The following is a 26,675-nucleotide window of genomic DNA, read 5'->3' on the forward strand; positions in this document are numbered from 1 at the left end:
GCATTTTGAATGCCTAATTTAAACTTAACCTACGCCAAATGTAGCCGTTCGTAGCACGTGGGATAATCTAATAATAAAAAAATCCCGGCATTTGCCGGGATGAGTAGCGGAGAAAGCGATTAATCACGGCCTGAAAACGCACTTAAAAGTTGTAATAGGCTAATGAAAAGATTATAGATTGAAACAAAAAGTGAAATTGTTGCCGAGATATAATTTGTCTCGCCACCATGAATAATTTCACTAGTTTGTAATAAAATCAATCCTGAAGAAATTAGCACAAAAGCTGCTGAAATAGCTAATTGTAAAGCTGGAATTTGAAAGAATAAACCAGCAATCATTGCTAAGAAAGCAACCATTACACCAATAAATAAGAAACCACTTAAAAAGCTAAAATCTTTACGTGTTACCAAGGCATAACCAGATAAAGCAAAGAAAATCATTCCAGTACCACCTAAAGCAGTTGCGACAAGCTGAGGGCCATTAGAATAATGAGAAATAACTAAATTAAGAATGGGACCTAGGGTATAGCCTAAAAATCCAGTAAAGGCAAAGGCACTAATTAAGCCAAAAACGCTATTTCTTAACGCTTGAGTTAAAAACATTAACCCATAAACACCTACAATCATTAAGATAGGGTTCATAGGTCTTACATTAAGCGCAAATGCAGTATAGGCTGTAAATGCACTAAATAGAAATGTCATACCTAATAAGAGGTAAGTATTTCGTAATACTTTATTGGTGGCTAGTACCGATTCGTTGCGCTGGCTTAAAATCGTTACATCATTCTGTTTCATGTATCGCTCCAAAATAATTTATAATGTTATTGTAGCATATATATGGTTAATTTTTATGTTTTTCAAGTCTATACATACTTAAAATACCACATAAGAGGTAAGTCTTAAAGAGTTTGTAACTAGAAAGAAATTGAATCAAAAATTTAATGAATAGGAAAATTATGCCTAATGTTGCAGTGATACAAATGACTTCATCAAGCTCAGTAAAAGCTAATCTCACGCAAATTAAGGATTTATTGCAACAAATTGCTGACCAAGACATAGATCTTGTTGTATTACCAGAAAACTTTGCCTTTATGGGAGTTAAAGAAACTGATAAATTAATTATTGCCGAACCGTTTGGGGATGGTGAAATTCAGACTGCTATAAGTGAATTGGCTAAGCAATATAATTTATGGATTATTGCAGGAACTATACCTATTAAAGCAGCAGCTAATCGAGTACGTGCAGCTTGTTTAGTTTTTGATAATACCGGTAAATGTCAGGCGAGATATGATAAAATTCATTTATTTGATGTTATTGTCACTGAAAAGGAAGCTTATCTTGAATCTGCTACAGTAGAGCCAGGCGATGAACTTGTTGTTATAGATACCCCGGTTGGCCGTATAGGTTTATCAGTTTGTTACGATGTGCGTTTCCCAGAATTGTATCGACAGCTTGAAAAAAAGGGTGCGCAATTATTTGTAGTTCCTTCAGCCTTCACTGCAGTTACAGGTCGAGCTCATTGGGAAGTATTGTTACGGTCGCGTGCAATAGAGAATTTATGTTATGTCTTAGCGCCTAACCAAGGTGGCTTACATGAAAATGGCCGGCAAACTTATGGACATAGTATGATTATACATCCTTGGGGAGAAATATTGGCACAACTTTCTTCTGATCCTGGTATAATTAAAGCAACCATTGATTTAGAGCAGTTAGAACAATTAAGGCAACGTTTTCCTTGTAATCAACATCATAAATTGTAAATTTACATCAATTGTTTAACGGTAACTAATAAGTTAAATTGCTGAAAGATTAGTTAATTTTTGGCTCATGTCTCTACATGAGCCTGTGTTTAATAGGTAGGCTATCATGACTCAGGCACTGGCTATTGCTAAAGATATTATTTTAAAACCTGCATCGCTTGATGAGACAGCAATTGCAAAATTGTTGCATTCATTTATGGGGCGACATATTGACGATGCTGACCTTTATTTTCAAAGTAGCATTTATGAATCATGGTATTTAGAGGATTCAGCGGTAAAAAGTGGTAGTTATTCTATTGACCGTGGTGTCGGAATACGGGCAATCAGTGGTGATAAGACTGGTTATGCCTATTGTGACGATATTATGCTATCAGCGATTGAGCGAGCAGCAGAAGCGGCTCGGTCAATTGCTTTAACGAGTGCAAAGCCATTACAGACGGTTGCTATTAAAGGTGCACCTATTGCGAAATATGCAGGAATTAATCCAATTGATAGCATGACTAAACAAGAAAAAATTGCTCTTTTAGAGTCTATTGATAAAGAAGCAAGGAAACTTGACCCACGTGTTATTCAAGTCAATGCATCATTAAATGGTTGCTATGAAGCCGTAATGATTGCAGGCCTACATGGCGAGTTAGTTGCTGATATTAGACCGCTAGTCAGTGTAAATGTTAGTGTCATTGTTGAAGATAAAAATGGTAGACGTGAAGCAGCACGTTCGGGTGGTGGTGGTCGAGTAGCGTATTCTTATTTTTTACAGCAGGAAAAAGCGCTAGAGTATGCTCGTGAAGCAGTACGCGAAGCATTAATCAATTTAGAAGCCCAGGCAGCACCTGCAGGCTCCATGCCTGTTGTGCTTGGACCAGGTTGGCCTGGCGTATTATTACATGAAGCAGTAGGACATGGGTTAGAAGGTGATTTCAATCGTAAGGGATTATCAGCTTTTTCAGGCAAACTTGGTCAACAAGTAGCAGCTAAAGGCATTACAGTGGTTGATGATGGCACCATACCTGATCGCCGTGGCTCATTAACTATTGATGATGAAGGGACGCCAAGTCAATGTACAACATTGATTGAAGACGGCAAGCTTGTTAATTATATGCAAGATAAATTAAATGCGCGTTTAATGGGGATGCAGCCTACGGGAAATTGTCGCCGTGAGTCTTATGCTCATTTACCTATGCCACGCATGACCAATACGTATATGCTTGCAGGCAAACATGACCCAGAAGAAATTATTCGCTCGGTTAAAAAAGGCCTTTATGCTGTTAACTTTGGTGGCGGGCAAGTTGATATTACTTCAGGACAATTTGTATTTTCGGCCAGTGAAGCTTACTTAATTGAAGATGGTAAAATAACTAAACCTGTAAAAGGGGCAACGCTTATCGGCAATGGTCCTGATGTAATGAAAAAAATTAGTATGATAGGTAATGACTTGTCACTAGACGCCGGTATTGGTGTGTGTGGCAAAGATGGACAATCCGTACCCGTTGGGGTTGGGCAACCTACTTTAAAAATAGACGCTTTAACAGTAGGTGGTACACGGTAATTTAGCCGCTGTTGAAAGGCGCTTTTTGCCAGGTCAATGGTTTACAGTTTGGCTAGGGCTAATTGCAACAATTAGATTACTAGGTCATACGAACTTGGCGCATCTATTTAACAATATTTGCTCATAAATTAACTATTTGTTAAAATTCAAATCTTTTTGCTGTTTAATAGGTATCCAATGAAGGCGGTAAGTCAGCGATTTCGAAGTAATATAGACAATGATAATTCTAATTTAACGAAGCCAGCTGGGACTCTTTTAGAAGAGCTTAATAATCAATTTCTAACTCAGCATCACGAAGCTGCACAAGCAAAAGAAAAAAAGTTAACTCATGTTATTGTTAATCTATGTGGCAAGCTCTCTTTGTGGGTTAAACAAGATAATGGATTTATAAAAAAGGATGAAGCGACTATTCCGTCCCCAGAAGGATCTTATACTAGATTAAAACAAATCTCACATATCCCTGTACTTATTGCAGAATACGTTAAGGAATTTAATGCAGGTATAATTGATATGACGGAATTTAAAAAGCGAATGACCGACATACACAATTGTTTGTCGCTTATTTTAAAAGATTTACCAACTATCTTTACTGCTGAAAATATAGAAAATCAAAGCCAAATTTTAATAGAAACACAAAACTTAATTTTAACGTTTATTAAAGATGAGAATCTTAAACACACATCACAACAGCTTAAGGTCTATTTAGCGACAATAAAACATCTATTAGACAAAAATATTGATTTAGGCGGCGAAGCTATTATTAATGAATTGGACGAGCAAATAGACAAATGGAATCTAAAAAATAGTCCTCAGTTAATGTTTACGCGTGCTCTTATTGTAGGCCCGCATGGTCCTAGAGATGGTGAGCCTATGACGCAGTACTTTGAAAGTTTATTTAGTAAATTTAACTTAAGTGTAAATGACAACGATATGCAAAATCGAAGTGTTTATTATGTCGAAACGCTACCTCAATTGATGAGCAAGATAGATATTAAAGAGGATTTAATCGAAGGCTTCTTACTAGGCTCTGAATTTAATAAATCAATTGGAAAAAAGTTTTTCTCTAATCCCAATACTTTATTTAGAGATTTACTAAAACATGCTGCACATAAAAGTATAGAGCAAAAATTAGATTCTTTGGCATGTATACCGAGGTAAAGTAATTTGGTCTGGCTTAGGTATAACTGTCACTATCACCTATAAATTTAGGTTTAGCTTTTTTAACCAGCAAAAATTTACTTTAACTAATTTAATAACTAAGTACTCTACTCTTGGTTTAAAGAGTAGAGTATTCATTTTAAGGTTTAAATGTTCTTGTAGCTAAAGAATCAAGGCTGTGTAAATCTTTAGTTCTATGGTTTGCGGCATCTGCAAAGTCTGAACCAATACCAAATTCATTACGGGATAAGATTATTTGTTGATTCGAATCATAGGTAGGTAATACCCAAAACGGATCATCAAATGCTCGAACATTAGCGCCCATTAACTTAGCAAATTTTTTCCCAAAAGCCGTACTTACAACTCCATCACAGGTATATAACCAGATTTCAGCATTAGGAGCCCATGCCTTTTTTAAATTTGCTAAAGCAGCTTTATTAGCAGGATTATTTAAAATAGTGGTAATAATGGATGTATCAATTCCAGGCGAATCAATATCAGCTTGATTAGGAAGGGTAGTACCCCATTTACCTTGAGTAGTTAAGGTACCCATAAAACCTATACTATTTGTTCCTGCATATAAGAATAAATTAAGGCGGGTTACTCTAGCAGGGTAACTTTGACCAAAACCTGCTACTTTAGGAGCAAAATAATTGACTACACTGATTAAGTCTGCAACGGAATTTATCACTTGGCCAAAAGGTTTAGTGGCCTGATTATTAGCGCTTGTCGCAGCCGGACTAATTACTTCAAAATCTTCTGCAGCTGGGCGCCATTTATCATTCATTAAGCCCTGTACTTCAGCAGCGTCGTCTGGCCAGGGACGAGGAAAATTAGCATAGCAAGCTAACTCATAGCTAATAACCCCACTGACTTTTAAACTGGAACCAGCCTTACTTGATCCTTGAGTAGCAGGGATGATACTAGCACCTGATTGCCCTAAACTACCCCAATTCATTTTTGATAGTACATCATCTGCACGGCTAGTATTACCATTAAACATATTACGATATTCTTCCGGCACACCAGGCATATAGGAGCCGTCCGTTGAATTACCAGCTCCACCTCCGCTAGTGCCACCTGGCCCAGGTGATGTTGAACTGTCTACTGTACTACTTCCATTAGTAGAGGAGTTCCCAATACGAGGCGAATTTTTATCCATTTCAGCGGCAGTATTTAGTAATGCGCCACCTTCTGAAATATTTTTGCTAGAGCCTGCATTGCCAGCTGGAAGACCCATAGCAGCTAGCGCAAGTTGAGCTGCAATCTTTTTCTCTTCAATATCTTTTTGAGCAGCAACTACTAAATTAGCAGCAGCTTGTTTACCTGCTTCGGTACTTGCACTAGTAGCATATCCAGCTAGATTCTGAGCGAGTGATGCTGTAGCTGCAAGTCCTGACATATCACGGAACATATTGCCATTTTGGACTGCATTTAAAATAGCACCAACGCCGGTTGGATCAGGTAAAGTAGTCGGATTCATAATATTTAGCACCGGCGCGCTTAACTGTCCTGGTGTAGCATCAACAGGTTGTGCTCTAGATTCCATTTGAATTGCTGCAATCTCAGGGGGCTGTAAAGGAATAGGAGAATCTTGCCAATTCCAGAATCGAGTTGCGTCGAGTTTTTCTGCAGAATTAGAGCGGCCTAATACTGCTTCTGCAAATACACCACCGGTAGGAATAGGAACAAGCTGCTCTGCTGCCGTAGCAGCACCTAAGATTAAACCACGCTCTTTAAGCCAAGCTTTCCAATTGTTATGTGCTTCATCGTTACTGTTAACTTCATTTTCTGAAATTCCTGCTGCTTCTATAAAGCTTGGCATGCGAAATACCAAATAATTACTAGCAACCATAACAGGATTGGGATCAATCAAATCAGCTATAGGTTTACCTTCAAAGGTATAAGCTGAGAGAAGTAAAGCAATACTAGATGGGTCTAATGATCGCCAAATGGCCTTACTATAGTGCAACCGATTTTGTTCAAGGTGAATGCGTAATTCGGCTTCACTTTCGTTAGTTACGAAACTACATACGGCGGAATCTAGTGCATTAGGGGTAATTTCAATAGGAATACTAAGTGGAAATTTGGCACTTCCATAACCTAATTGTAGCGTTAATTTTCCAATTAAATAATTTGTACTAGTAGAAGATACGCGAATTTCACTAATTTCTTGAATAGGAATTACATCATTTGTTACCCACTCTAAAATACTTAAGCTTGTCATAGCAAGCGAACTTCCAGACTGAAGTTGTATTTTAACGCCGTTAATTGTAATAGGTGCATTCCCTTGGGCACGTAATTCAAAAGAAAGTCCACTAAGCTCTGTTTCACCCGGTAAAAATAGATCACTTGTTCCGGGCCGCACAACGCTTCCTAAAGTAATTCGAGAGGCCCTTACTAATTCTTCCTTAACCCAAGATAGCTGATCTAAAGAATTCGTTACAGCAGCTGCTGATGAGGGCGCAACTTCAGTATTTGTACTAGTTGCAGAAGATATATTTTCACTTTCTAATGCATTTAAACTACGAGAAATTGTAGTTGTGGCTGCTGCTTTTAGTGGTAAACGATCAAGGCCTGTGAATCTATCAAAAATAGTTTTTGTAGGTCTTAAGGGTAAAGTTGGCTTAATCATAACTGAACCAAATTCTACACTTAGCAATTCCTTTATACGTCGATTTAGCGCTGCATTTGCTAATACACCTTGATAGCGTTCAATAATGGCACGATTAAACTCTATTAATTTCATTGGCACAAATAGACAGCGCTCAACTTGCTGTAACTGCACATTAACACGATAAATTTCAATAACTTCAAAATATTGAATTGTTAAGGCATGCATATGGTTATAGTTCGCTAGAATGCGAGTTGAAACACTTTGATGTTCTTCTTCCGAAACCTCTTTGACTATGGATGCTCTGCGATCACGCACGGATGATGCGGCTTGTTGAGTTGCGTCAGAAACGCGTTGATTCATTGTTGCTGCTAAATTACGTGTGCCTGAAGAAGAAGAAAAACTTTCTGCATTGGAGGTCGTTGTAGCAGATGAGCCACTTCCACCAAGCGTTAATGGACCTAGGCTTAAGCCTAATCCACCACCGCCAGCACTTGTCGTTGAGCTGCCATTGGTGCGCGAAAAGCCTGTCTGTGCTTCTGAAGCGACGGCATCTTGTACCTCACTGATGGCACGATTATGAGTACTCGTATTTGTTAATTGTTCCGACTCAGTAATATTTTCCTCACCTGTTGCGTTAGTACGGCGGGACCAATCTAAAACAGCTATACGTGTGCTTTCTCCTGGCGCAAGCGCTACACTGTGTAGTAAATTACCCAGTGTTACACCCTGGGCAAACCATGATTGAGAAAAGGTAAGCAGTGCGCCAACAGCGGGTGCTTTAAAGCCGAAATCTGCAGAAACTGTAGGAGAAATATCAATAGGTCCTGCCGAAGTTAAATCAGTTGTTTCCCCGGGAGTAACCTGATCAATGACTACCGTTTGATAATAATGTCTTTCTGTAGGATATTCCCCTAAACGAGGTACAAGTTCGCTGGCCTCTTCACCCTCATTAATTGGTAGTATGGCGGCATTTAATATAACCTGGGCTGCACAAAAGGGAGGCCATCTTCCTAAATCACCTACTGTTTCTACTTGTAACTTATTTTTAATTTCTGTAGCAAGTGGTGTATTAATTTCTCTAAGTAAAGCAATATCTGCTTCTACCAAGGATGAAGGTGTTGCTGGAGAATCGTCATCTATAAAGCTACTTGGTACGCGCCCTAAACGTGCTATGACTGAGAGTCCTGCGCCATTGGCTGCATTAGCAATCTCAAAAGCTAATTTAAAAAGAGAAGAGTTTGCGAGATCGTATATTTTTTTTATGCCTAGTTTATTAAGCGTTTGCTCCACTTCAGTAGATATACCTAATAAGGCAGAAACAGGCTGTCCTAGGGCAGCGAGAGCGTCCATTTTTGTATAACTATATTTTAATCCGTCACGATACCCCATACCTATCTCCGCAAAATTTTTTTCTATATCGACAAGCGAAGTAAAAAGTTAAGTAAATTTTGACAGTAATGGGTAAAGTGTATTCTAACTAGCTAATTTCAATAAAAGTGCCTGTATTTCGAAAATACGTTCCTCAGCGCTTGTTTTATCAAGCATAAACTTTAATTTGGTCGGGCCTTCTAGTTGATAACGTTTAGCATGTACTTGAATAAGATTAATTAAGGATGCAGTATTAATTTTAGGGTTTTCGCTAAATTCAAGTTTGCCTTGTTGTTGGGCCGCTGTAATTTTGTTGATCCCTAAGTTGGCTGCTAATAATTTAAGCTCTGTCACCAAAATTAAATTTTTAGCAGCTGGCGGTAATAAGCCGAAACGGTCTATCATTTCAATTTGTAAATCTTTTAATTGTTCCTTATCAGTTGCGTTAGCGATACGCTTATACATGATTAATCGAGTATGAATATCATTGATATAATCCTCAGGTAAAATAGCGCTAATTCGTAAATCGATTTCAGGACCTTGATTAAATGGGGCAGTAAGTTCGGGTGTTTTTCCAGCTTTTAAATCTTCAACTGCTTTATCTAGCATATCCATAAATAAGTTAAAACCAATAGCCTGCATATTACCACTTTGCTCTTCACCTAATAATTCTCCAGCTCCACGAATTTCCATATCATGAGTCGCAAGTGTAAAGCCAGCGCCTAGGTCTTCAAGGGAAACAATAGCTTCTAGACGTTTTACAGCATCTGAAGTTAATAACTTTTGATTCGGAGTAAGAAGGTAAGCATAGGCTTGATGATGAGAGCGACCTACACGGCCACGTAATTGATGTAGTTGAGCTAAGCCAAATTTATCAGCTCGGTCGATAATAATAGTATTTGCGGTTGGAATATCAATACCTGTTTCAATAATGGTTGTACATACTAAAACATTGAAGCGATGATGATAGAAATCTGACATTATTTTTTCAAGCTCACGTTCGCGCATCTGGCCATGTGCTGAGCGTACTTTTGCTTCAGGTACTAGCTGCTGTAGATCTTGGCCAATTCGGTCAATGGTTTCAATATTATTATGAACAAAGAATACCTGCCCACCGCGTAGAATTTCGCGCAATAATGCTTCACGAATAATAGAATCATTTTTCTCTTGCCAAAATGTTTTAATAGTAAGTCGTTTTGCAGGCGGGGTGGCAATTAAAGAAATGTCACGAATACCTGCCATAGCCATGTTTAATGTTCGCGGAATAGGGGTGGCGGTCATAGATAAAATATCAACATTTAAACGCATGGATTTAATATGTTCTTTTTGCTTGACTCCAAAACGATGCTCTTCGTCAATAATAAGCAAGCCTAAATTTTTAAATTGTATATTTTTAGAAAAAAGCTTATGCGTTCCAATAATAATATCAATAAGCCCATCTTTTAAAGCAGTAATAATTTTTGTTGTTTCTTTTTGACTGCGAAAGCGTGAAAGTAATTCAATATTAACTGGAAAATCAGCGAAACGGTCACGAAAGTTTTCATAATGCTGGGTTGCGAGTAAGGTTGTTGGTACTAAAACACACACTTGTTTACTATTTTGTACCGCTAGAAAGGCAGCACGCATAGCCACTTCAGTTTTTCCAAAACCTACATCGCCACAAATTAATCTATCCATTGGGCGAGGTGATTGCATATCTTGCATAATTTGGTCGATTGCATGAGTTTGGTCAGGTGTTTCCACAAAAGGGAAGCCGCTTGCAAAGCGAAGGTATTCCTCTTTATCGATTTGATAAACAAACCCGGGCTTAGTTTCACGTTTAGCATATATTTCAAGTAACTCAATTGCTACATCATGAATTTTCTCAGCAGCTTTTCGCTTTTCTTTTTGCCACTGGTCACTACCTAGGCGATGTAGAGGAGCATGATCACTATCTAAACCAGTATAGCGGCTAATTAAATGCAGTGAAGTAACAGGTACATAAATTTTATCGTCACCTGCATAAGCTAAAACAAGAAATTCATTTGCAGCACCATCATTGGCAATCGTTTTTAAACCTTGATATCGTCCAACGCCAAATTGTAAATGTACAACAGGCGCGTGCAGTTGGAGTTCTGCTAAATCGCGAATAATTAAATCAGGATCAACTGACTTAGTGGTAGTTCGTCTTTGTGGTGTGCTATAGTCCCCATATAATTGTGCCTCGGTAATAAGAGCAATTTTTGCTTCGACTAACTCACTACCATCAGCTAAAGGGCCAATTATAATACCAATTTGCGCAGAACTTGCTAGAAAATCATCCCAAGTGGAATAGGACGTAGCTGATAAACTATGTTGTTTCATTAAATCAAGCAATACCTCACGTCTGCCAGCGCTTTCAGCAATAATAAGGTAGCGGTAATTAGTATCTGTTACATAAGCTGTTAATTTTTGTAATGGATTGGGCGCTTTACGGTCTATAAATAGGTTAGGTCCTGCTTGTATAGGAAAGTTAAATGCATTTTTTTTCTCTGTTTTGCTAGTGTAACAGCGTATTTGTTGATAAAGATTAGCTTGGGTGAGGATTTCGTTAGGTGAAATAAAACCTTTTTCAGGTGGCAGTAATGGTCGCGAAACATCATAACGTCGCTGTTCATATCGTAAAGCAACTTCATGCCAAAATGTTTCTGCTTGAGTAGAGATGTCATTGAGGGCAAAAATAGTGGCATTTTCAGGTAAGTAATCAAAAAGAGTAGCAGTTTGCGTGAAAAATAGAGGTAAATAGTATTCTATACCTGCAGGAAATTGGGCATTACTAACGGCTTCATAAATAGGACTTAAGCTAGGATTACCAGGAAATTGCTCTCTAAAAGATCGGCGAAATAAAGTAATACTTGTATCATTAAGAGGAAATTCACGTGCTGGCAGTAATTTAATTTCTGCAATTTTTGTAATAGTACGTTGAGTGTCGGTATCAAACTGACGTAAGCTGTCTACGTAATCGTCGAAAAGTTCAATTCGAAAAGGATAGGTGCTCCCCATAGGAAAAACATCAATAATAGAGCCGCGTACAGCGAATTCGCCGTGCTCAAGAACTTTGTTAACAGCATAATAGCCAGCTTCTTGTAAATGGTATTGAAACTGGGATAAATCTAATTTTTGTTGCTCTTTGAGAATAAAAGCATATTGATTGAGAAATTGTGGCGGCGCCAGGCGATACATTAAGGTTGCAACAGAACTTATTACAATAGCATTAGTCGTTTGTTGTAAGCGACTTAAAGTAGATAGACGTTCAGAGATAATATCTTGATGAGGTGAAAATTGATCATAAGGTAGTGTTTCCCAATCTGGGAAAAAAAGTATTTCCTGATTAGAAGTGGCACTAAGGAAAAACTGTAGTTCAGCAAGTAATTGGCCTGCGGTTAAATTATCAGGCGTAATAATTAATTTAACGCCTGCATAATTTTGACAATATTGAGCTAGTACTAATGGAAGGCTTGAACCATATAGCTGACCCCAAGTTTGCTTTTTGCCGGGATTAGGAATAGATATTAGCATAATACTACTGTTGTTAAGCAAAAAATAAGTGAGCAGTATACTATAAATAGTGTAAATTTATAAAAAAATGTTTTTTTAAATGGCAATCAATGAAGCTTCTTATTATTTATCGATAATCTAAGCGCATGCCTTTGAGAAAAATTAAAAACCACTTCGATTTTAGGCTAGCATATCGCGACTTATTTTTATTCTATGAAATAATTATCGCTATAACCTACGGTAAGCCGCAGGTTATAGGCATAAAGATAGCTTTGTTTTATTCAGGTAGGCACGTGGGATTGCAATTATTAGGATTAATGCTATTTGCATCACAAGCATTTTTTGCCATTGAAAAAGCTTGATCTTGACTAGGTGCGAAAAATGACCAATGTTCATCTTTTAAGTTACTAACTACACAATGCCAGCGACCGCCAGTAATTCCATTATCAGCGCAAATAGGATTGCAATTATTAGCGTTAACACTATTTGCATCACAAGCATTTTTTGCCATGGCTTGTGCACTTGCCTGAGTAGGCGCTGTAAAAGTCCAGTGTTGTCCTTTTAAATTAGCAACGTTGCATACCCAATTTGCTTGTACCGAAAATGTGGTTAATGCTAAGGCTATAACTGTGCTGGTAAGCAATTTTATTTTCATAAAATTTCCCTATAATTAGTTGTGCTTGAAAATAATTTAGTTCATCCATTTTAGAAATCAAATAAGTTATAAACTTAGTTTTTATATAGAGTCAAGCGGTGGCAACTATTTTTTAAACAAATTGATTCTATATTTGCTAATTTTATCTATTTGAACTTAAGATAACATTAATTAATATAGATATAAGGAAATTTTATAATCATATTGAACTCTATTGAGTTTGTTTTAAGAAATGGTCTTCTTTCTGATGATTAATGATGAAGTAAAGAAAATTGAAAATTGAACTAATTGTCAATTAGTTAAGGACAATAGGTATCAATTTAGTTGCATTTTATAATGGATGCATTTATTATGGATAAACTGCGTTAAATTTTGTTAGTAGTTTGGCTTAGGAAGTTAGTATGCATTATCACAGGCTAAAAAAAACTAATGCATTTTTGTTAATTTTATTATCCTTGAATATTCTCCTCCGCTGCGGCGGATAAATATATACATTATTTATATCATTAAGTTTTAGATTTCTCAGTTTCAGAAATCTCCTAAGTCTGTTCTTAAAATGGAGAATAATTCATGCGTACTCGTTCAATAGCTTGGATTGTTTGGTTACTAGCATCCATCTTTTATGCTTATCAGTATATCTTAAGAGTGATGCCAAGCGTCATGCTTGATAATATTACGCAGCATTTTCATATTGATACAACGTTGTATGGTCAATATTCTGGTATCTATTATATTGGTTATTCTTTAATGCATTTGCCTATAGGTATTATGCTTGATAAGTTTGGCCCAAAACGTGTCTTAACAGGTTGTATTTTTTTAAGTGTTGTTGGTTTATTACCTTTAATTTATGCAGAGAATTGGATATATCCTGTTATAGGGCGAGCCCTAATAGGTATGGGCTCTTCAGCTGCAATTTTAGGAATTTTTAAAATAATTCGTATGACATTTAATGAGCAGCATTTTACTCGTATGTTGAGTCTTTCTGTAACGATTGGATTGTTAGGTGCTATTTATGGCGGTGGACCATTACGCTATTTATATGAACTAGTTGGCTACAATAATATTATTGAAATTTTTGCCTTCTTCGGTATTTTATTGACTTTGCTAACCTATTTTGTTGTTCCTAATTTAAAAGAAACAGAGCAAACTACAGTTTTAAGTAATATTAAAATTGTAATTACCAATAAGAAAGTAATTTTATTATGCCTATTTGCTGGCTTTATGGTAGGACCTCTGGAAGGATTTGCTGATGTTTGGGGCCCTGCATTTTTAAAACAATTCTATGGCTTAAATAATAGTACAGCAAGTTACTTACCTTCTTTAATTTTCTTAGGAATGTGTTTTGGAGCTCCAGCTTTAAGTTTTGTTGCGGAGAAAGTAGGAAATTATTTGCTGGTTATTACGATTGCCGGTTTAATTATGTTATTAAATTTTATTGGTTTAATTACAGGATTATTTACAATTGAAAGTATGATGTTTGCTTTTACTATTGTTGGCGTCTGTTGTGCTTATCAAATTCTGGCTATTTATAAAGCATCTACTTATACACCTGAACATGTTGCTGGGTTGACGACAGCTATTGCTAATATGATTATTATGAGTTTTGGTTACGGGATCCATACTTTAATAGGGCTTGTAATAAATATTTTTAAGCAAGCAAACTTTCCGCATCCTTTTATTTATGGAATAAGTGTTATTCCTGTTACTTTAAGTATTGGAGTCATTGGTTTCCTTACTTTGCTTATAATAGAGCAGAGTAAACGTAAACGTTCACTGGCTGTACGCCATGCCGTAGATTTTGGGTAAGCGTTCATCCTTATGCTATTAAATGAAGAATCTTATCATTTCTACGTAGGCTAAAATTTATTCTGATATTTGCACTGTGCTGATATAAAAATAGATTCCCGCCTACGCGGGAATGACAGCATAAAGATCTATCTTAATGTAGGTACTGTTTAAAAACTTTGTCATTTCCGCGCAGGCGGAAATCCATTTTCATAGTTGCACAGTGCCAACATAGCAATAGATTCCCGCCTACGCGGGAAAGACAGTATGAAGATCTAGTTTAATGTTGATGCTGTTTAAAAACTTTGTCATTTCCGCGCAGGCGGAAATCCATTTTCATATTTGCACGGCGCCAACCTAAACATAGATTCCCGCCTGCGTGGGAATGACAGCATCAAAATCCATTTTAATGTTGGTACTTTTTAAGGCCTCTGTCATTTCCGCGCAGGCGGAAATCCATCTTCATATTCGCACGGTGCCAACATAATAATAGATTCCCGCCTACGCGAGAAAGACAGGGCCTTAGTCGACCTACATAATTGTTCACATAAACTAGTACAATCTAGCTTAAAAACTTTGTCATTTCCGCGTAGGCAGAAATCCATCTTCATAGTTGCACAGTGCCAACATAGCAATAGATTCTCGCCTGCGCGAGAAAGACAGGGCTGTTCTTAAATTGGCACTTTACTAGACAGTTAAGTTTTAGAATTTCTTGGTAAAATAGTTTAAAAGGTTTTATAAGTTATTTCCTCAGCTTTTGCTAAGTATAATAATTGATTGTTAAGTGTACAATAAAATTAACAATATAAGGTAGAAAATAACCAGTAGCCAAGCCTGCTAAAAGGCCAAATAAATGTCCTTCCCAAGAAACGCCTTTTTTGCCTGGAAAAATACCGAAAAAAATACCAGCAAAATAATAAACGGAAATGATGCCTAAGATAATTGCTGTGACACTACCTTGTGAGTAAATATTATTTACAAGTAGAGCCCAATAGCCGGTAATTAACGAGCTGGCGCCAATATGAATACCGGGCTTAGCAAAAAGCCATATCAATAAACCGCTAGCTAAAGTAATTACAACAGTAACTATAAGATAATAAAGAAAGCCATTAATTAAGATAAAATCACTAAGTACCAACAAAGGTATAGAGTTAAAAAATAAATGGTTAAAATTGGCATGAAGCAGTGGTGCAAATAAAATACCAGGCAGGCCTCTTAAATGTCTAGGAATAATGCCAAGATATAAAAGTTGTTGCTTAAAGACTAATAAATTTATAAAAAAAATACCCCATACTACCAACATAATACCGATTAAAATGGGTAGGTTAGCTTGGGTATTATTAATAATGTTGTTAAGACTTGTATTAAGTTCATTCAGCATTTTCAGGTTCTTCTTTAGCAAATACATTACAGAGAAGTTGTCCTTTAGCCAGTTGAAGTTTAATCTTTTGGCCAACTTCTACTTGTTCGGTACTAAATAAAATCTGCTTTTTAAAAGTTGCAATAGCATAACCTCGATCTAACGTTGCAAGCGGGCTAACAGCTTGTAATGTTGCCATATGATGAATTAATTGCTGTCTCAATTGTTCAATTTTTTGCAGAATTAGATTATCTAACATTTGTTTAATCTTTTGTACTTTTAATTTTAAATGTTGTAATTCAGAAATTGGATTTTTAGCCATTAAGGTCGTTAGATGAATATTAATTTTATGGCGATAATTATGGATAATTTTAATAGTTTGCTGATTTAATTGTTTTTCTAAATAGTCTATCGTTTGCCAATGTTGGCTAATTAGTTTTTCTGGTGAGGATAGGCTTGCTGTTTTATGAGCTAAAATTAATTGTTGTTGTTGAGTAATACGACAAATAGCTACATGCATTCTTTTTTCAAGCGTAACTAATAAGTTAAGTAATTCAATTTTATCAGGCGTTGCAGCTTCAGCAGCGGCAGTAGGTGTAGCGGCTCGTAAATCAGCTACAAAATCAGCAATAGTAAAATCGGTTTCATGTCCAACCCCAGAAATAATGGGTATTTCACTTTTATTAATTGCAAAAGCTAGTTGCTCATCGTTGAAAGGCCATAAATCTTCTATACTGCCGCCGCCACGAGCTAGTAGGAGCACATCTGCGTGCTTATCAATATTTGCCTGTAAAATAGCGTTAATAAGTTGCTCTGCGGCTCTTTTTCCTTGTACTTCGCATGGATAAATAATGACATCAGTTAAAGGGAAGCGTCTAGCTAGGGTACTTAAAATATCGCGAACCGCAGCGCCTGTTTGTGAGGTAATAACACCAATAACAGTAGGAAATCGTTTAACTGGTTTTTTTAAGTGCACAGCAAATAAGCCTTGCTGTTCTAACTTTTTTTTCAATTGTTCAAATTGTTGATACAATTCACCAATACCTGCTTCGATCAAGTTTTGTACTATTAGTTGATAATCACCTCGGGCTTCATATAAACTTAACTTACCATTAGCAATAACTTGTTGACCGTCTTTAAAATGTCGACTGGCATAAGTTTGGTAGTTGCGAAAAAAAACACAACGTATTTGAGCATTTTGATCTTTCAGTGTGAAATAGAGATGTCCTGAATTTGGCTGAGTTAAATTAGAAAGCTCACCTACTACAGCAACATTAGCCAGTTCATGCTCTAACCAGGAGCGAACTTGTTGATTTAATTCAGTCACAGTTATTGGCGCTAATTCTTGTTTTAAAATTGTCAATTTTTTCACTAATACTTTAAAAGTTAAGTGAGAACTAATTTATACATAATTACTTGCTGTTAAAAGACTTTTAATTAATTTAATTCTATTTTCATATGGATAGGTGCTAAATAATTTAGTTTAACCATTATCCTCAACTGGTTAAATTAGCCCAATTTATGATAGAAGTAGGTTAAATTAAGGTAGAGCAAAGTGCCAATTCATTTCCTGCGATAACTTTTCCAACATAATTTCCCCACGTATACTGTTACCCTTAGCGTTTACCCTCGGGCTAATAACTACTATACCGGCTTTACCTGGAACCACAGCAATGGTATAACCGGACACTCCGCTTTTAGCTGGCATCCCAGTTCTTACCATATGAGTTCCCGTCTCATCATATAGGCCACACGTAGCCATAATAGCCAAAGTTATTTTACAAGTAGAAGGCGAGATAATCTGTTCGTTAGTGATAGGATCGCGACCTGCATTTGCTAATAGAGTAGGTAAATATAACATTTGTTCTAATACTGCTTCATAAGAGCAAAGAGTAAAATATAAGTCTAACGTTTCATAAACATCAGTTTTTAAATTATTACGGCTTTTTAATAAATAAGCCAGAGAACGATTCCGGTTACCTGTCCTTTTTTCGGAAGCAAAAACGAGTGGGTTAATACTTAAGCGTTGATTAAAAAGTTTCTGTACCCAATGCTCTAGCCAAGCAAATTGTTGCTCTCCTTCACCAGGAATATGAGAGCAAAGCGTTATCGCGCCGGCATTTAGCATAGGATTTGAAGGCTTTGGACCAAATTGTTCTAAGCGTGTAATAGAGGCAAAATCATCTCCAGAAGGCTCTACTTTTACCCATTCAAAAACTTGTTCAGGGCCAAGTTCTTCAAGTAACCCAATGAGTGGTATTAATTTCCCGGTGCTTTGTAGGGTAATTGGTAAAAGTGGCTTATTGCTGTAAGAGAGGCTTTCTTTATTTAAAATGGCTACCGCAATAGCTGTTAAGTCTTTGTCTACATTTGCCAGCTCTGGAATATAATTAGCTGTCTGACCATCTTGATTAGTTTGTGCAAATTCAACGATTTTTTTTAATAACTTTAATGAAATATTTTTAGACATTGAGATAGGTTATAACAAAAAATAGTCATTATCTTAAATTTAGCACAGTAAAACAAATAATTAAGAAGTAGAAAAGCTTTAATTATAGTTTGACATAGCTTAGACCAGCAGAATTAACTACAATTAACACTTAAATAGAGGCTGCTTAAGATCGTTTAACTTCAATTAAAGTATGTAACTGTTGACCAATATCTGCCGAGCGCATTAGGCTCTCACCAATTAAAAAAGTATTAATATTATTTTCTAGCATCAATTTAATATCAGCAGCTGTATTAATACCGCTTTCAGTAATAACGATGCGATCAGCTGGTATATCTTTTGCTAAGTTAAGCGTTACCATTAAATCAGTAACAAAAGTATGTAAACTTCGATTGTTAATGCCAATTAAGGGAGTAGGGAGTTTAAGTGCTCGTTCTAACTCTTCTCTACTATGGCTTTCTACTAAAACTGCCATCTCTAAAGCCTGTGCTTCTTGACAAAAATCTAATAATTGAGCATCACTTAGCAAATCTACAATAAGTAAAATACAATCTGCGCCTAAGGCGCGACTTTCAGTAATTTGATAACTATCTATAATAAAATCTTTTCTTAAAACCGGTAGAGTGGTTACTTCTTTTGCCAAAGTTAAATAAGAATTATTACCTTGAAAGAAATTCGTATCAGTTAAAACTGATAAACAACTCGCTCCATTTTGCTCATAAATTTTAGCAATTGCTGCAACATCAAAATCATTGCGAATAGTACCCTTGCTAGGAGAGGCTTTCTTTATTTCAGCAATGATAGCTGGATGAGACTGTTTGATTGCAGCAACGAAATTTCGTGGGGAGTCGCTACATAATTCACGTAAAGTTTCTAAGGGCTTTTCTTTTTTTGCAAGCTCTATTTCTAATAATTTATGGGCTGCTATTTTTTTTAATATACTAGTTGTCATAATCAGTAAGGTTCAGAGTAAAATTGCGAAATTTTAAAAATTGCTGTTTAGCTGCGCCACTATTGATAGTAGTTTTTGCAATTTCTAAACCGGCTGGAAAATTATTAACTATATCAGCGCAATACAGTGCTAGAGCGGTATTTAATACGATACTATCATAAGCTGCACCTTTAGCGCCATCAAATACAGCTTCAATTAGCTTTAAGCTCTGCTCAGCCGAGTGAACAATAAGGTCATTTAAATCAGCATGGTAACAATTAAAGTCGCGAGGATTAATTGACCAAGCGACTTTTTTACCCTCACGATATTCAAGTAAATGTGTAGGGGCGCTAATACTAATTTCATCTAAACCGTCTTCTGAATGAAGTATAATTATGCGGTCACTACCTAAATTAATTAATACGTGTAATAGACTTTCTTGCCAAGTTTTAGAAAATACGCCTATTACTTGTTTTTTAACTTTTGCAGGATTTAGAACAGGACCTAGTAAATTAAAAAATGTTTTAATACCTAATTGTCTGCGTACTTCCTTAACTCGACGTGCTGCTTGATTAAAATGAGGGGTAAAAAGAAAACAAATATTAGTTTGTTGCAAGCAATGCTTTAATTGTTCATCCGTTAATTCAATATTAAAACCTGCTTCTAATAGTAAATCAGCACTACCACTTGAACTAGAAACTGAGTGATTGCCATGTTTAGCTACTTTAGCGCCTGCTGCAGCAGCAACAATACTGCTGGCTGTAGAGATATTAAAAGTGTGTTTGCCATCACCGCCTGTACCAGCTAGATCAATTAAGTCTTCGCCTAAATCAACAGTATGCATGGACGCTTGAATCGTTTTAGCAGCTGCAGTAAGTTCTTCAATTGTTTCTCCTTTAGCACGCATTAAAGCTAGAAAAGCGCCAATTTCTGCATCGGATACTTGATCATTGATACAAGCACTGATTACTTGCTGCATTTCACTAAAAGTTAGGTCTTTCCCACTAATTAAATATTCAAAAATCGTTGTGAGTTTCATAATTTAAAAAATTTGCTAATAATTGTAAGCCATGTTCGCTTAAGATTGATTCTGGGTGAAATTGTAGACCAAAAAGAGGATATTGACGATGAGAAATTGCCATAATTGTATTATCTGCCCAAGCATCAATAGCAAAGCTTGTTGGTAAGCTGGCAACATCAATGGCTAATGAATGATAACGCATCGCTTGAAAGGGGTTGGGTAGGTTATGAAATAATTTTTGCTTATGATGAGTAATGGATGAAGTTTTACCATGAATAGTTTCTGTAGCGCGAATAATTTTTGCCCCAAATGCATGTGCGAGGCATTGATGACCCAGGCAAATACCTAAAATAGGAATGCTTTGGTAAAAATGAGCAATGGTAGCTAGCGAAATCCCTGCATCTAAGGGCCCTTTAGGGCCGGGAGAAATAACAATATAAGCAGGTGCTAATTGTTCAATATCTGCAACAGTTAAATCATTATTTTTAAATACTCGGACATCTTGATTTAATATTTGAAAATACTGGACTAGATTGTAGGTAAAGGAGTCATAATTATCAATTAACAGTAGCATCATCAACCTTTAAATACGAATTTTGCATAAGAATTACCTAAAAACTCTACTAAATCAACAATTGATGAATTAAGAATAGATATTATGCTCAAATTAAATGCTAATTCTTTGTTTCTCTTTACTTCAAAGCTTCTTAATTTTAATTCTTGCTACAAGTAGTTATAATGAAAATTCTTCGCCAAGGTAGACAGTGCGAACTTGTTGATTAGCTAGAATTTCAGTTGGCGTACCTTCACATAAAATTTTTCCTTGATTAACAATATATGCTCGCTCGCAAATATCTAAGGTTTCTCGAACATTATGGTCGGTAATTAAAACACCAATATTTTTTTCACATAAATGAGAAATAATCCGTTTAATATCGATAACCGAAATAGGATCAACGCCTGCGAAAGGTTCATCTAATAATATAAAAGCAGGTTCTATAGCTAATGCTCGTGCTATTTCAACACGACGTCTTTCGCCACCTGAAAGACTTAAGCCTAAATTATTCGCTAAATGAGTAATATTAAATTCTTCAAGTAATTTAGATAACTTCTGCTTGCGGGTTTGGTTATCTAAATCTTTGCGCAATTGCAAAATAGAATAAATATTATCAGCAACAGACATTTTACGAAATACTGAAGCTTCTTGCGGTAAATAACCAATGCCAAGCCGAGCACGCTGATGCATGGGTGCTATGGTTATATCCTGAGTATCTAAATAAATTTTCCCTTCATCACAAGCCTGTAAACCAACTATCATATAAAAGCAAGTCGTTTTACCAGCTCCGTTAGGACCTAGTAAACCTACACATTCGCCACGTTTTATTTTAATACTAATATCGCTAACAACTACTCGACCTTTAAAAGATTTTTTTAAGTGTAATGCTGATAACTCATTCATGTTTTTTTACCTGAGTGAAAAATAATTGTGGTACGTAATTTTTTATTACCATACGTAACAACATGTTTTTTTTCTGTATCATAAGTAATTTTGGGTGCAGCTAAAGAGTCTTCACCTTGTTCTACCCGTGCGTTACCGATTAATACAATTAAATGTTTTTCAGCATAATAGTGAATTTCTAAAGCATAAGCATGTAAAGGAGGTTTATTGTCATCAGTTTGAGTCCAAAAATGAGCAGGTTCTTTTTCAGTTCCTAAGGCTTTTGCAAAGGTAAGCTTATTTTCTTCGTTACCTATAGTAATTGCTTCATTAGCGCGTAAATGAGTGGTTCCTTGATCAAATTGCACATTTCCTTTGTAGCTGCCTTGATGTGTTTGCTGATTTAAATCAGCTGAATCAGCACCTAGTTTGGCAATTGCAGTACGATCTTTTTCTAAAGCCAAAACCTGAAAACTAGCAAGCATAAGCAAGTATGGAATGCCTATCTTTCGCATTTTTGCAATAGGTCTAACAAGTCTGGACTTATACATTAGGTTCATAAGTTGCATGTGCATTATTTAATAATTCAACTCTTTTTTGATCGAGATAAGCATTCATTCCTTCAGAATGAATGACACTACCTGGTTGCCTAAATATAACAGCAAGATTTGTTGTAGCAAATTTTTGTTCAGGAAAATAAGTTAACTCTTCGGTTTTTAAAGTACTTTCAGGAGATTTAAGTCCTTTTTCTTGATGAATGACTACATTACCCCTTAAATTAATTTGCTTTCCTTTTTCAAAAGCTAACGCTTTTTGCGCATGGATGTCCCAATTAGGCTCATTCTCTTGTTTAAGAACAATATGAGGTGTAGCGAAAATATAAATATCTTTTTCTGGAATGTGTTTGGCTTGCGGACTTTCTAAGGAATGGGCTAAGGCACCTTTAGAATCAAACTGTTGAACTTTAAGACCTATTGCAATGGAGTCAGGAGTTTTTGCAAGTGTAGCAGTATCAAGTTTTTCTCCTTTGGGAGAGCTTGCAAAGTACCAACCTGAGCAGGAAAGCACAATTAATAAGCAAAAAATCCAAGCAGATTGTTTAGCAGCATTCATGATAATAAATACCTAGCTAGGGCCTCTTCTTGCTTCTGTTGGGCATTTAAAATAAGATCGCAAACTTCGCGAACCGCACCATAACCTCCAGCTTGTTGCGTTTGCCAGATAGCGAATTCTTTAATTTGATCTACAGCATTAGCTACAGCAATACCTAGACCTACTTGTTGTATGATAGCTAAATCAGGCAGGTCATCACCAATATAAGCAAAATATTCATTAGCAAAGCCCAGGCGTTCTTTTAAATGTGAAAAAGCGTTATTTTTATCAACCTGCCCTTTAAAATAGTACTGAATACCTAATTGTTCCATACGATAGTCGATGACAGCATTACGCGAAGTAGTAATAACAGCGACTTCTATACCTGCTGCCATCAAGAGCTTTAAGCCCATGCCATCTTGAACATGAAATGCTTTAAGTTCATTACCATAATTATCTAAATAAAGTTGTCCGTCTGTTAAAACTCCGTCTACATCACAAATTAGACATTTTATTTTTTTTGCTCTTTCTATTAAGTTCATTGTTATTAATTCTCACTTCTTAATATTAGGCTTCTTTTAAAAGTTAGTATTTAACGAAGTCTAATAGGTAATCTCTGTACTGAACTATAGCAGAAATTTTAACATAGAAACCTAATAAACGCCTGCTTTAAGTAAATCATGCAAATGGATAACCGCAATAGGACGCTTTTCTTCATCAATAACAACTAAAGAAGTAATAGTGAATTTTTCCATCATAGCTAAAGCTTCAGCTGCTAAAACTCCTTTAGAAATAGTTTTACAATTTTTACTCATAACTTCAGTAATTGGCGTTGTATTTATATCAATTTGTTGATTTAATGTACGCCTAATGTCGCCATCGGTGTAGACACCTGTTAAGAAACCTCGTTTATCAATTACGCAAGTCATCCCTAGTTTTTTGGCAGTTACTTCAATTAATGCTTCACTTATTGTAGCTGTTTCTGATACTAAAGGTAATGCATCCCCTACATGATAAAGCTCATCAATACGCAATAGAAGGCGTCGTCCGAGTGTTCCACCAGGATGTGATAAAGCAAAATCATTTTGATTGAAACCTTTGGCTTGTAGCAAAGCTATAGCTAAGGCATCGCCCATAACTAATGAAACGGTAGTGCTTGTAGTAGGCGCAAGTCCTAGTGGACATGCTTCTTGTTTAATACTAACGTCAAGAGAAACATCTGCCGTCTTGGCTAAGAGTGATTCCTTATTTCCAGTTAAAGCAATAATAGGAACCCGTAAGCGTTTAAGTAGAGGCAATAGGGTAACAATTTCATTAGTATTACCAGAGTTTGAAAGGGCAATGATTGTATCATCACCTGTAATCATTCCCATATCACCATGACTTGCTTCGCCGGGGTGTAAAAAAAATGATGGAGTGCCAGTACTTGATAAAGTAGAAGCAATTTTATTAGCAATATGACCTGACTTTCCCATTCCGGTAACAACAACTCGCCCACGACAATTAAGCAACAAATTACAAGCTTGCTCAAAGCGTTCATCAATACGTTGGGTTAATTCAAGTATGGCTTGTGCTTCTGTTTCAATAACAGCTAATGCTAATTTGCCGAAATTCATTTTCTTATTCTAGTAAGCAAATTGAGGAGCTTATCATACAAATTCTTACCTAACAAAAATTAATTTTTAAAGAAAAAAATTTAACTTTTATAATTATTTTGTGCCTTTATAGAGCTCAGTTTGTTTATTTAAATATCAAATTATTTTAAAAATAAATTTTAATAATTAAAATGATGAAGTTAAAACTTAAAAGTTTTTATTTTTATAATAAATTTCTTTATAGATGAAATATTTATTATAAAAAATAGTATTTTTTTTTAAGCGCCTATATACTAATTCTTTAACTTACTAAGAGAGTTTCATTATGCAGAATAGTTTGGTGAAAATCACCAATCTAACATTCAGCCGAGGCACTCGAGTCATCTTTAACAAGGTTAATATGACTGTTTCGCAAGGTAAAATTACTGCTATTATGGGACCTAGTGGTAGTGGCAAAACTACTCTATTAAAATTAATTGGTGCTCAGCTTCAGCCAGAGGCAGGAAAAATACTAATTAATGGTTTAAACATTCATCAATTATCGCGTAAAGAGCTTTACAAAGTAAGGCGAAAAATGGGTTTACTGTTTCAATCAAGCGCATTATTTACACATCTATCAGTGTTTAATAATGTAGCATTTCCTCTGCGAGAAAATACTAAGCTCAACGAAGTGATGATACGTGATATTGTACTTATGAAATTAGAAGCTGTAGGATTAAGAGGCGCGGCTGATTTGATGCCTGCAGAACTATCAGGCGGCATGGCAAGGCGAGTAGCTTTAGCAAGAACTATCGCTCTGGATCCTGAGCTAATGATGTATGATGAGCCCTTTACAGGCCAAGATCCAATTTCAATGGGCGTTTTAGTACGATTAATTAAATGTTTAAATGAATTATTAAATACAACTACAATTATTGTTTCTCATGATGTTGAAGAAACATGTTCCATTGCTGATTACATTTACTTAATTGCTGATGGACATATTATAGGGCATGGGACACCACAAGACTTAAAAGAATCATCAGAACCACAAATTAAACAATTTATGTATGGAGAACCTGATGGTGTGGTGCCTTTTCATTATCCAGCAAAGCCTTATATCGAGGAACTGTTAGATGCTTAATAAATTAGCGCAGGCAGGACAATGGGGTTTAAATACACTTCAAGCCATTGGTAATTCAGGCCGCTTTCTCTGTAGTGTGTTTATTCGTAAACCGGATATTCGCCGACTGTGGCCAGCACTTTTAAATCAGATTCATTTTGTTGGTTTTTTGTCTTGTTTAATTATTGTTGTTTCAGCACTTTTTATAGGAATGGTTGTAGGCTTACAAGGTTATAACACTTTACAAAAATTTGGTGCTGCTAGTCAGTTAGGGCAATTGCTTGCATTAAGTATTACTCGGGAATTAAGTCCTGTTGTAAGCGCATTACTTTTTGCAGGACGTGCAGGTTCGGCCGTGACCGCCGAAATTGGTTTAATGAAAGCTACTGAGCAATTAGCTAGTATGGATATGATGGGAGTTGATCCCTTAGGGCGTGTTTTATACCCTCGTTTATTAGCAGGCTTAATTTCCCTTCCAATTTTAACCTTAATTTTTTCAGCAGTTGCGGTGTATGGCGGTTATTTTATTGGGGTAGATTGGTTAGGTGTTGATGCAGGAAGTTTTTGGTCTAACATGCAGTCTGCTGTAAGTTTTAAAACAGATGTTTTAAGCGGAATTATCAAGAGTATTGTGTTTGCCTTGGTCGTTGCTTGGATTGCAGTTTTTCAAGGATTTAATTGCATTCCAACAGCAGGCGGTATCAGTCAAGCTACAACAAGAACGGTTGTCTATTCATCGTTAGCCGTTTTAGGGCTTGATTTTCTTCTAACAGCCATGATGATTGGAGGTTGGTAAATGAATAGTAAGCAACATTATATTGATGTCAGCGTTGGCTTTTTTATGCTGCTTGGTTTGCTAGCCTTATTGATTATGGTAATGAAAGTAAGTGGCATTTCTGAGCTTGCACTAAGTAAAGGATACCATATTACTGCTGAATTTACGGATATAGGCGGTTTGAAGGTACGAGCTCCTGTAACTATCGCAGGCGTTAAAGTGGGAGAGGTAACAAAAATTGAACTGCAACCGAGTGAGTTGAATGCAAAAGTTACCATGTTATTACGATCTGATAAATCTATCCCTTTTGAAGATACTACTGCGCGTATTTTAACAGAAGGGTTATTAGGTTCTAATTATATTAGCATTGTGCCTGGCTTTGATGATGACAGTGATCGCGATCATCCTTATTTGCGAGACGGAGATAAAATTCCTAAAACGCAAGAAGCAATTATTCTTGAAAATTTAATTGGTCAACTTTTATTTAACATCAAAAAATAGGTGG

At 36.1% G+C, this 26,675-nt stretch carries 22 protein-coding genes; 7 read left to right on the forward strand and 15 right to left on the reverse strand.

Going from position 1 to position 26,675, the window contains the following annotated elements; all coding sequences use genetic code 11:
- Positions 1-119 precede the first annotated feature (119 nt).
- A complete protein-coding gene (locus tag ACNVED_RS06095) occupies positions 120-794 on the reverse strand; it encodes a Bax inhibitor-1/YccA family protein (RefSeq protein ID WP_419420866.1) in 675 nt (224 codons plus the stop codon).
- A 161-nt stretch (positions 795-955) separates the two neighbouring features.
- On the opposite strand from ACNVED_RS06095, the gene ACNVED_RS06100 reads away from it, so the two are divergent.
- The 3 genes from ACNVED_RS06100 (at position 956) to ACNVED_RS06110 (ending at position 4,466) form a co-directional block, all read left to right on the forward strand.
- Complete coding sequence (locus ACNVED_RS06100) at positions 956-1,759, forward strand: carbon-nitrogen hydrolase family protein (RefSeq protein ID WP_419420867.1); 804 nt, start codon at positions 956-958, stop codon at positions 1,757-1,759.
- 106 nt (positions 1,760-1,865) lie between these two features.
- Positions 1,866-3,308, forward strand: a complete 1,443-nt coding sequence (gene tldD, locus ACNVED_RS06105; protein WP_419420868.1) for a metalloprotease TldD — start codon at positions 1,866-1,868, stop codon at positions 3,306-3,308.
- Between the two features lie 177 nt (positions 3,309-3,485).
- Positions 3,486-4,466, forward strand: a complete 981-nt coding sequence (locus ACNVED_RS06110; RefSeq protein ID WP_419420869.1) for a hypothetical protein — start codon at positions 3,486-3,488, stop codon at positions 4,464-4,466.
- Between the two features lie 139 nt (positions 4,467-4,605).
- On the opposite strand, the gene ACNVED_RS06115 is transcribed toward ACNVED_RS06110, so the two are convergent.
- The 3 genes from ACNVED_RS06115 to ACNVED_RS06125 form a co-directional block, all read right to left on the reverse strand.
- Positions 4,606-8,472 (reverse strand): hypothetical protein, encoded by a 3,867-nt coding sequence (locus ACNVED_RS06115; RefSeq protein ID WP_419420870.1) that lies wholly within the window; start codon positions 8,470-8,472, stop codon positions 4,606-4,608.
- An 84-nt stretch (positions 8,473-8,556) separates the two neighbouring features.
- Positions 8,557-11,988, reverse strand: coding sequence for a transcription-repair coupling factor (gene mfd, locus ACNVED_RS06120; RefSeq protein ID WP_419420871.1), 3,432 nt, complete (start codon positions 11,986-11,988; stop codon positions 8,557-8,559).
- A gap of 256 nt (positions 11,989-12,244) precedes the next feature.
- Complete coding sequence (locus ACNVED_RS06125; protein WP_419420872.1) at positions 12,245-12,622, reverse strand: hypothetical protein; 378 nt, start codon at positions 12,620-12,622, stop codon at positions 12,245-12,247.
- A 570-nt stretch (positions 12,623-13,192) separates the two neighbouring features.
- Here ACNVED_RS06125 and ACNVED_RS06130 point away from each other — a divergent pair.
- Positions 13,193-14,428, forward strand: coding sequence for an MFS transporter (locus ACNVED_RS06130; protein WP_419420873.1), 1,236 nt, complete (start codon positions 13,193-13,195; stop codon positions 14,426-14,428).
- Between the two features lie 739 nt (positions 14,429-15,167).
- Here ACNVED_RS06130 and ACNVED_RS06135 read toward each other — a convergent pair.
- The 11 genes from ACNVED_RS06135 to ACNVED_RS06185 all read right to left on the reverse strand — a co-directional run bounded on the left by ACNVED_RS06135 (position 15,168) and on the right by ACNVED_RS06185 (position 24,314).
- Entirely contained in the window at positions 15,168-15,788 is a 621-nt protein-coding gene (locus ACNVED_RS06135) for a rhomboid family intramembrane serine protease (RefSeq protein WP_419420874.1), read from the reverse strand.
- A complete protein-coding gene (gene xseA, locus ACNVED_RS06140) occupies positions 15,778-17,130 on the reverse strand; it encodes an exodeoxyribonuclease VII large subunit (protein ID WP_419420875.1) in 1,353 nt (450 codons plus the stop codon). The genes ACNVED_RS06135 and xseA overlap by 11 nt, the downstream gene beginning before the upstream one ends.
- A gap of 177 nt (positions 17,131-17,307) precedes the next feature.
- The gene (gene glsA, locus ACNVED_RS06145; protein ID WP_419420876.1) at positions 17,308-18,237 is read right to left on the reverse strand and encodes a glutaminase A; all 930 of its coding nucleotides are present in this window, start codon (positions 18,235-18,237) and stop codon (positions 17,308-17,310) included.
- 145 nt (positions 18,238-18,382) lie between these two features.
- On the reverse strand, positions 18,383-19,168 hold the full coding sequence (gene trpC / locus ACNVED_RS06150) for an indole-3-glycerol phosphate synthase TrpC (protein ID WP_419420877.1): 786 nt from the start codon (positions 19,166-19,168) through the stop codon (positions 18,383-18,385).
- The gene (gene trpD, locus ACNVED_RS06155; protein WP_419420878.1) at positions 19,158-20,186 is read right to left on the reverse strand and encodes an anthranilate phosphoribosyltransferase; all 1,029 of its coding nucleotides are present in this window, start codon (positions 20,184-20,186) and stop codon (positions 19,158-19,160) included. Before trpD ends, trpC begins: the two co-directional genes overlap by 11 nt.
- Positions 20,164-20,742, reverse strand: coding sequence for an anthranilate synthase component II (locus ACNVED_RS06160; RefSeq protein WP_419420879.1), 579 nt, complete (start codon positions 20,740-20,742; stop codon positions 20,164-20,166). Before ACNVED_RS06160 ends, trpD begins: the two co-directional genes overlap by 23 nt.
- Before the next feature lie 159 nt (positions 20,743-20,901).
- Positions 20,902-21,627, reverse strand: coding sequence for an LPS export ABC transporter ATP-binding protein (gene lptB, locus ACNVED_RS06165; protein WP_419420880.1), 726 nt, complete (start codon positions 21,625-21,627; stop codon positions 20,902-20,904).
- Positions 21,624-22,157, reverse strand: a complete 534-nt coding sequence (gene lptA, locus ACNVED_RS06170) for a lipopolysaccharide transport periplasmic protein LptA (RefSeq protein WP_419420881.1) — start codon at positions 22,155-22,157, stop codon at positions 21,624-21,626. The genes lptB and lptA overlap by 4 nt, the downstream gene beginning before the upstream one ends.
- Complete coding sequence (gene lptC / locus ACNVED_RS06175) at positions 22,150-22,719, reverse strand: LPS export ABC transporter periplasmic protein LptC (protein ID WP_419420882.1); 570 nt, start codon at positions 22,717-22,719, stop codon at positions 22,150-22,152. The genes lptA and lptC overlap by 8 nt, the downstream gene beginning before the upstream one ends.
- Positions 22,716-23,240, reverse strand: a complete 525-nt coding sequence (locus tag ACNVED_RS06180; protein ID WP_419420883.1) for a KdsC family phosphatase — start codon at positions 23,238-23,240, stop codon at positions 22,716-22,718. The genes lptC and ACNVED_RS06180 overlap by 4 nt, the downstream gene beginning before the upstream one ends.
- Positions 23,241-23,351: 111 nt before the next feature.
- Positions 23,352-24,314, reverse strand: coding sequence for a KpsF/GutQ family sugar-phosphate isomerase (locus tag ACNVED_RS06185; RefSeq protein WP_419420884.1), 963 nt, complete (start codon positions 24,312-24,314; stop codon positions 23,352-23,354).
- A 304-nt stretch (positions 24,315-24,618) separates the two neighbouring features.
- Between ACNVED_RS06185 and ACNVED_RS06190 the strand changes: the two genes are divergently transcribed.
- The 3 genes from ACNVED_RS06190 to mlaD are packed head-to-tail and all read left to right on the forward strand — an operon-like array spanning position 24,619 to position 26,671.
- Positions 24,619-25,416, forward strand: a complete 798-nt coding sequence (locus ACNVED_RS06190) for an ATP-binding cassette domain-containing protein (protein WP_419420885.1) — start codon at positions 24,619-24,621, stop codon at positions 25,414-25,416.
- Positions 25,409-26,191 (forward strand): lipid asymmetry maintenance ABC transporter permease subunit MlaE, encoded by a 783-nt coding sequence (gene mlaE, locus ACNVED_RS06195; RefSeq protein ID WP_419420886.1) that lies wholly within the window; start codon positions 25,409-25,411, stop codon positions 26,189-26,191. The genes ACNVED_RS06190 and mlaE overlap by 8 nt, the downstream gene beginning before the upstream one ends.
- Positions 26,192-26,671, forward strand: a complete 480-nt coding sequence (gene mlaD, locus ACNVED_RS06200) for an outer membrane lipid asymmetry maintenance protein MlaD (RefSeq protein ID WP_419420887.1) — start codon at positions 26,192-26,194, stop codon at positions 26,669-26,671.
- Positions 26,672-26,675: the final 4 nt, after the last annotated feature.

The sequence above is a fragment of the Legionella sp. D16C41 genome, assembly GCF_048541585.1.
Taxonomy (GTDB): Bacteria; Pseudomonadota; Gammaproteobacteria; order Legionellales; family Legionellaceae; genus Legionella_C.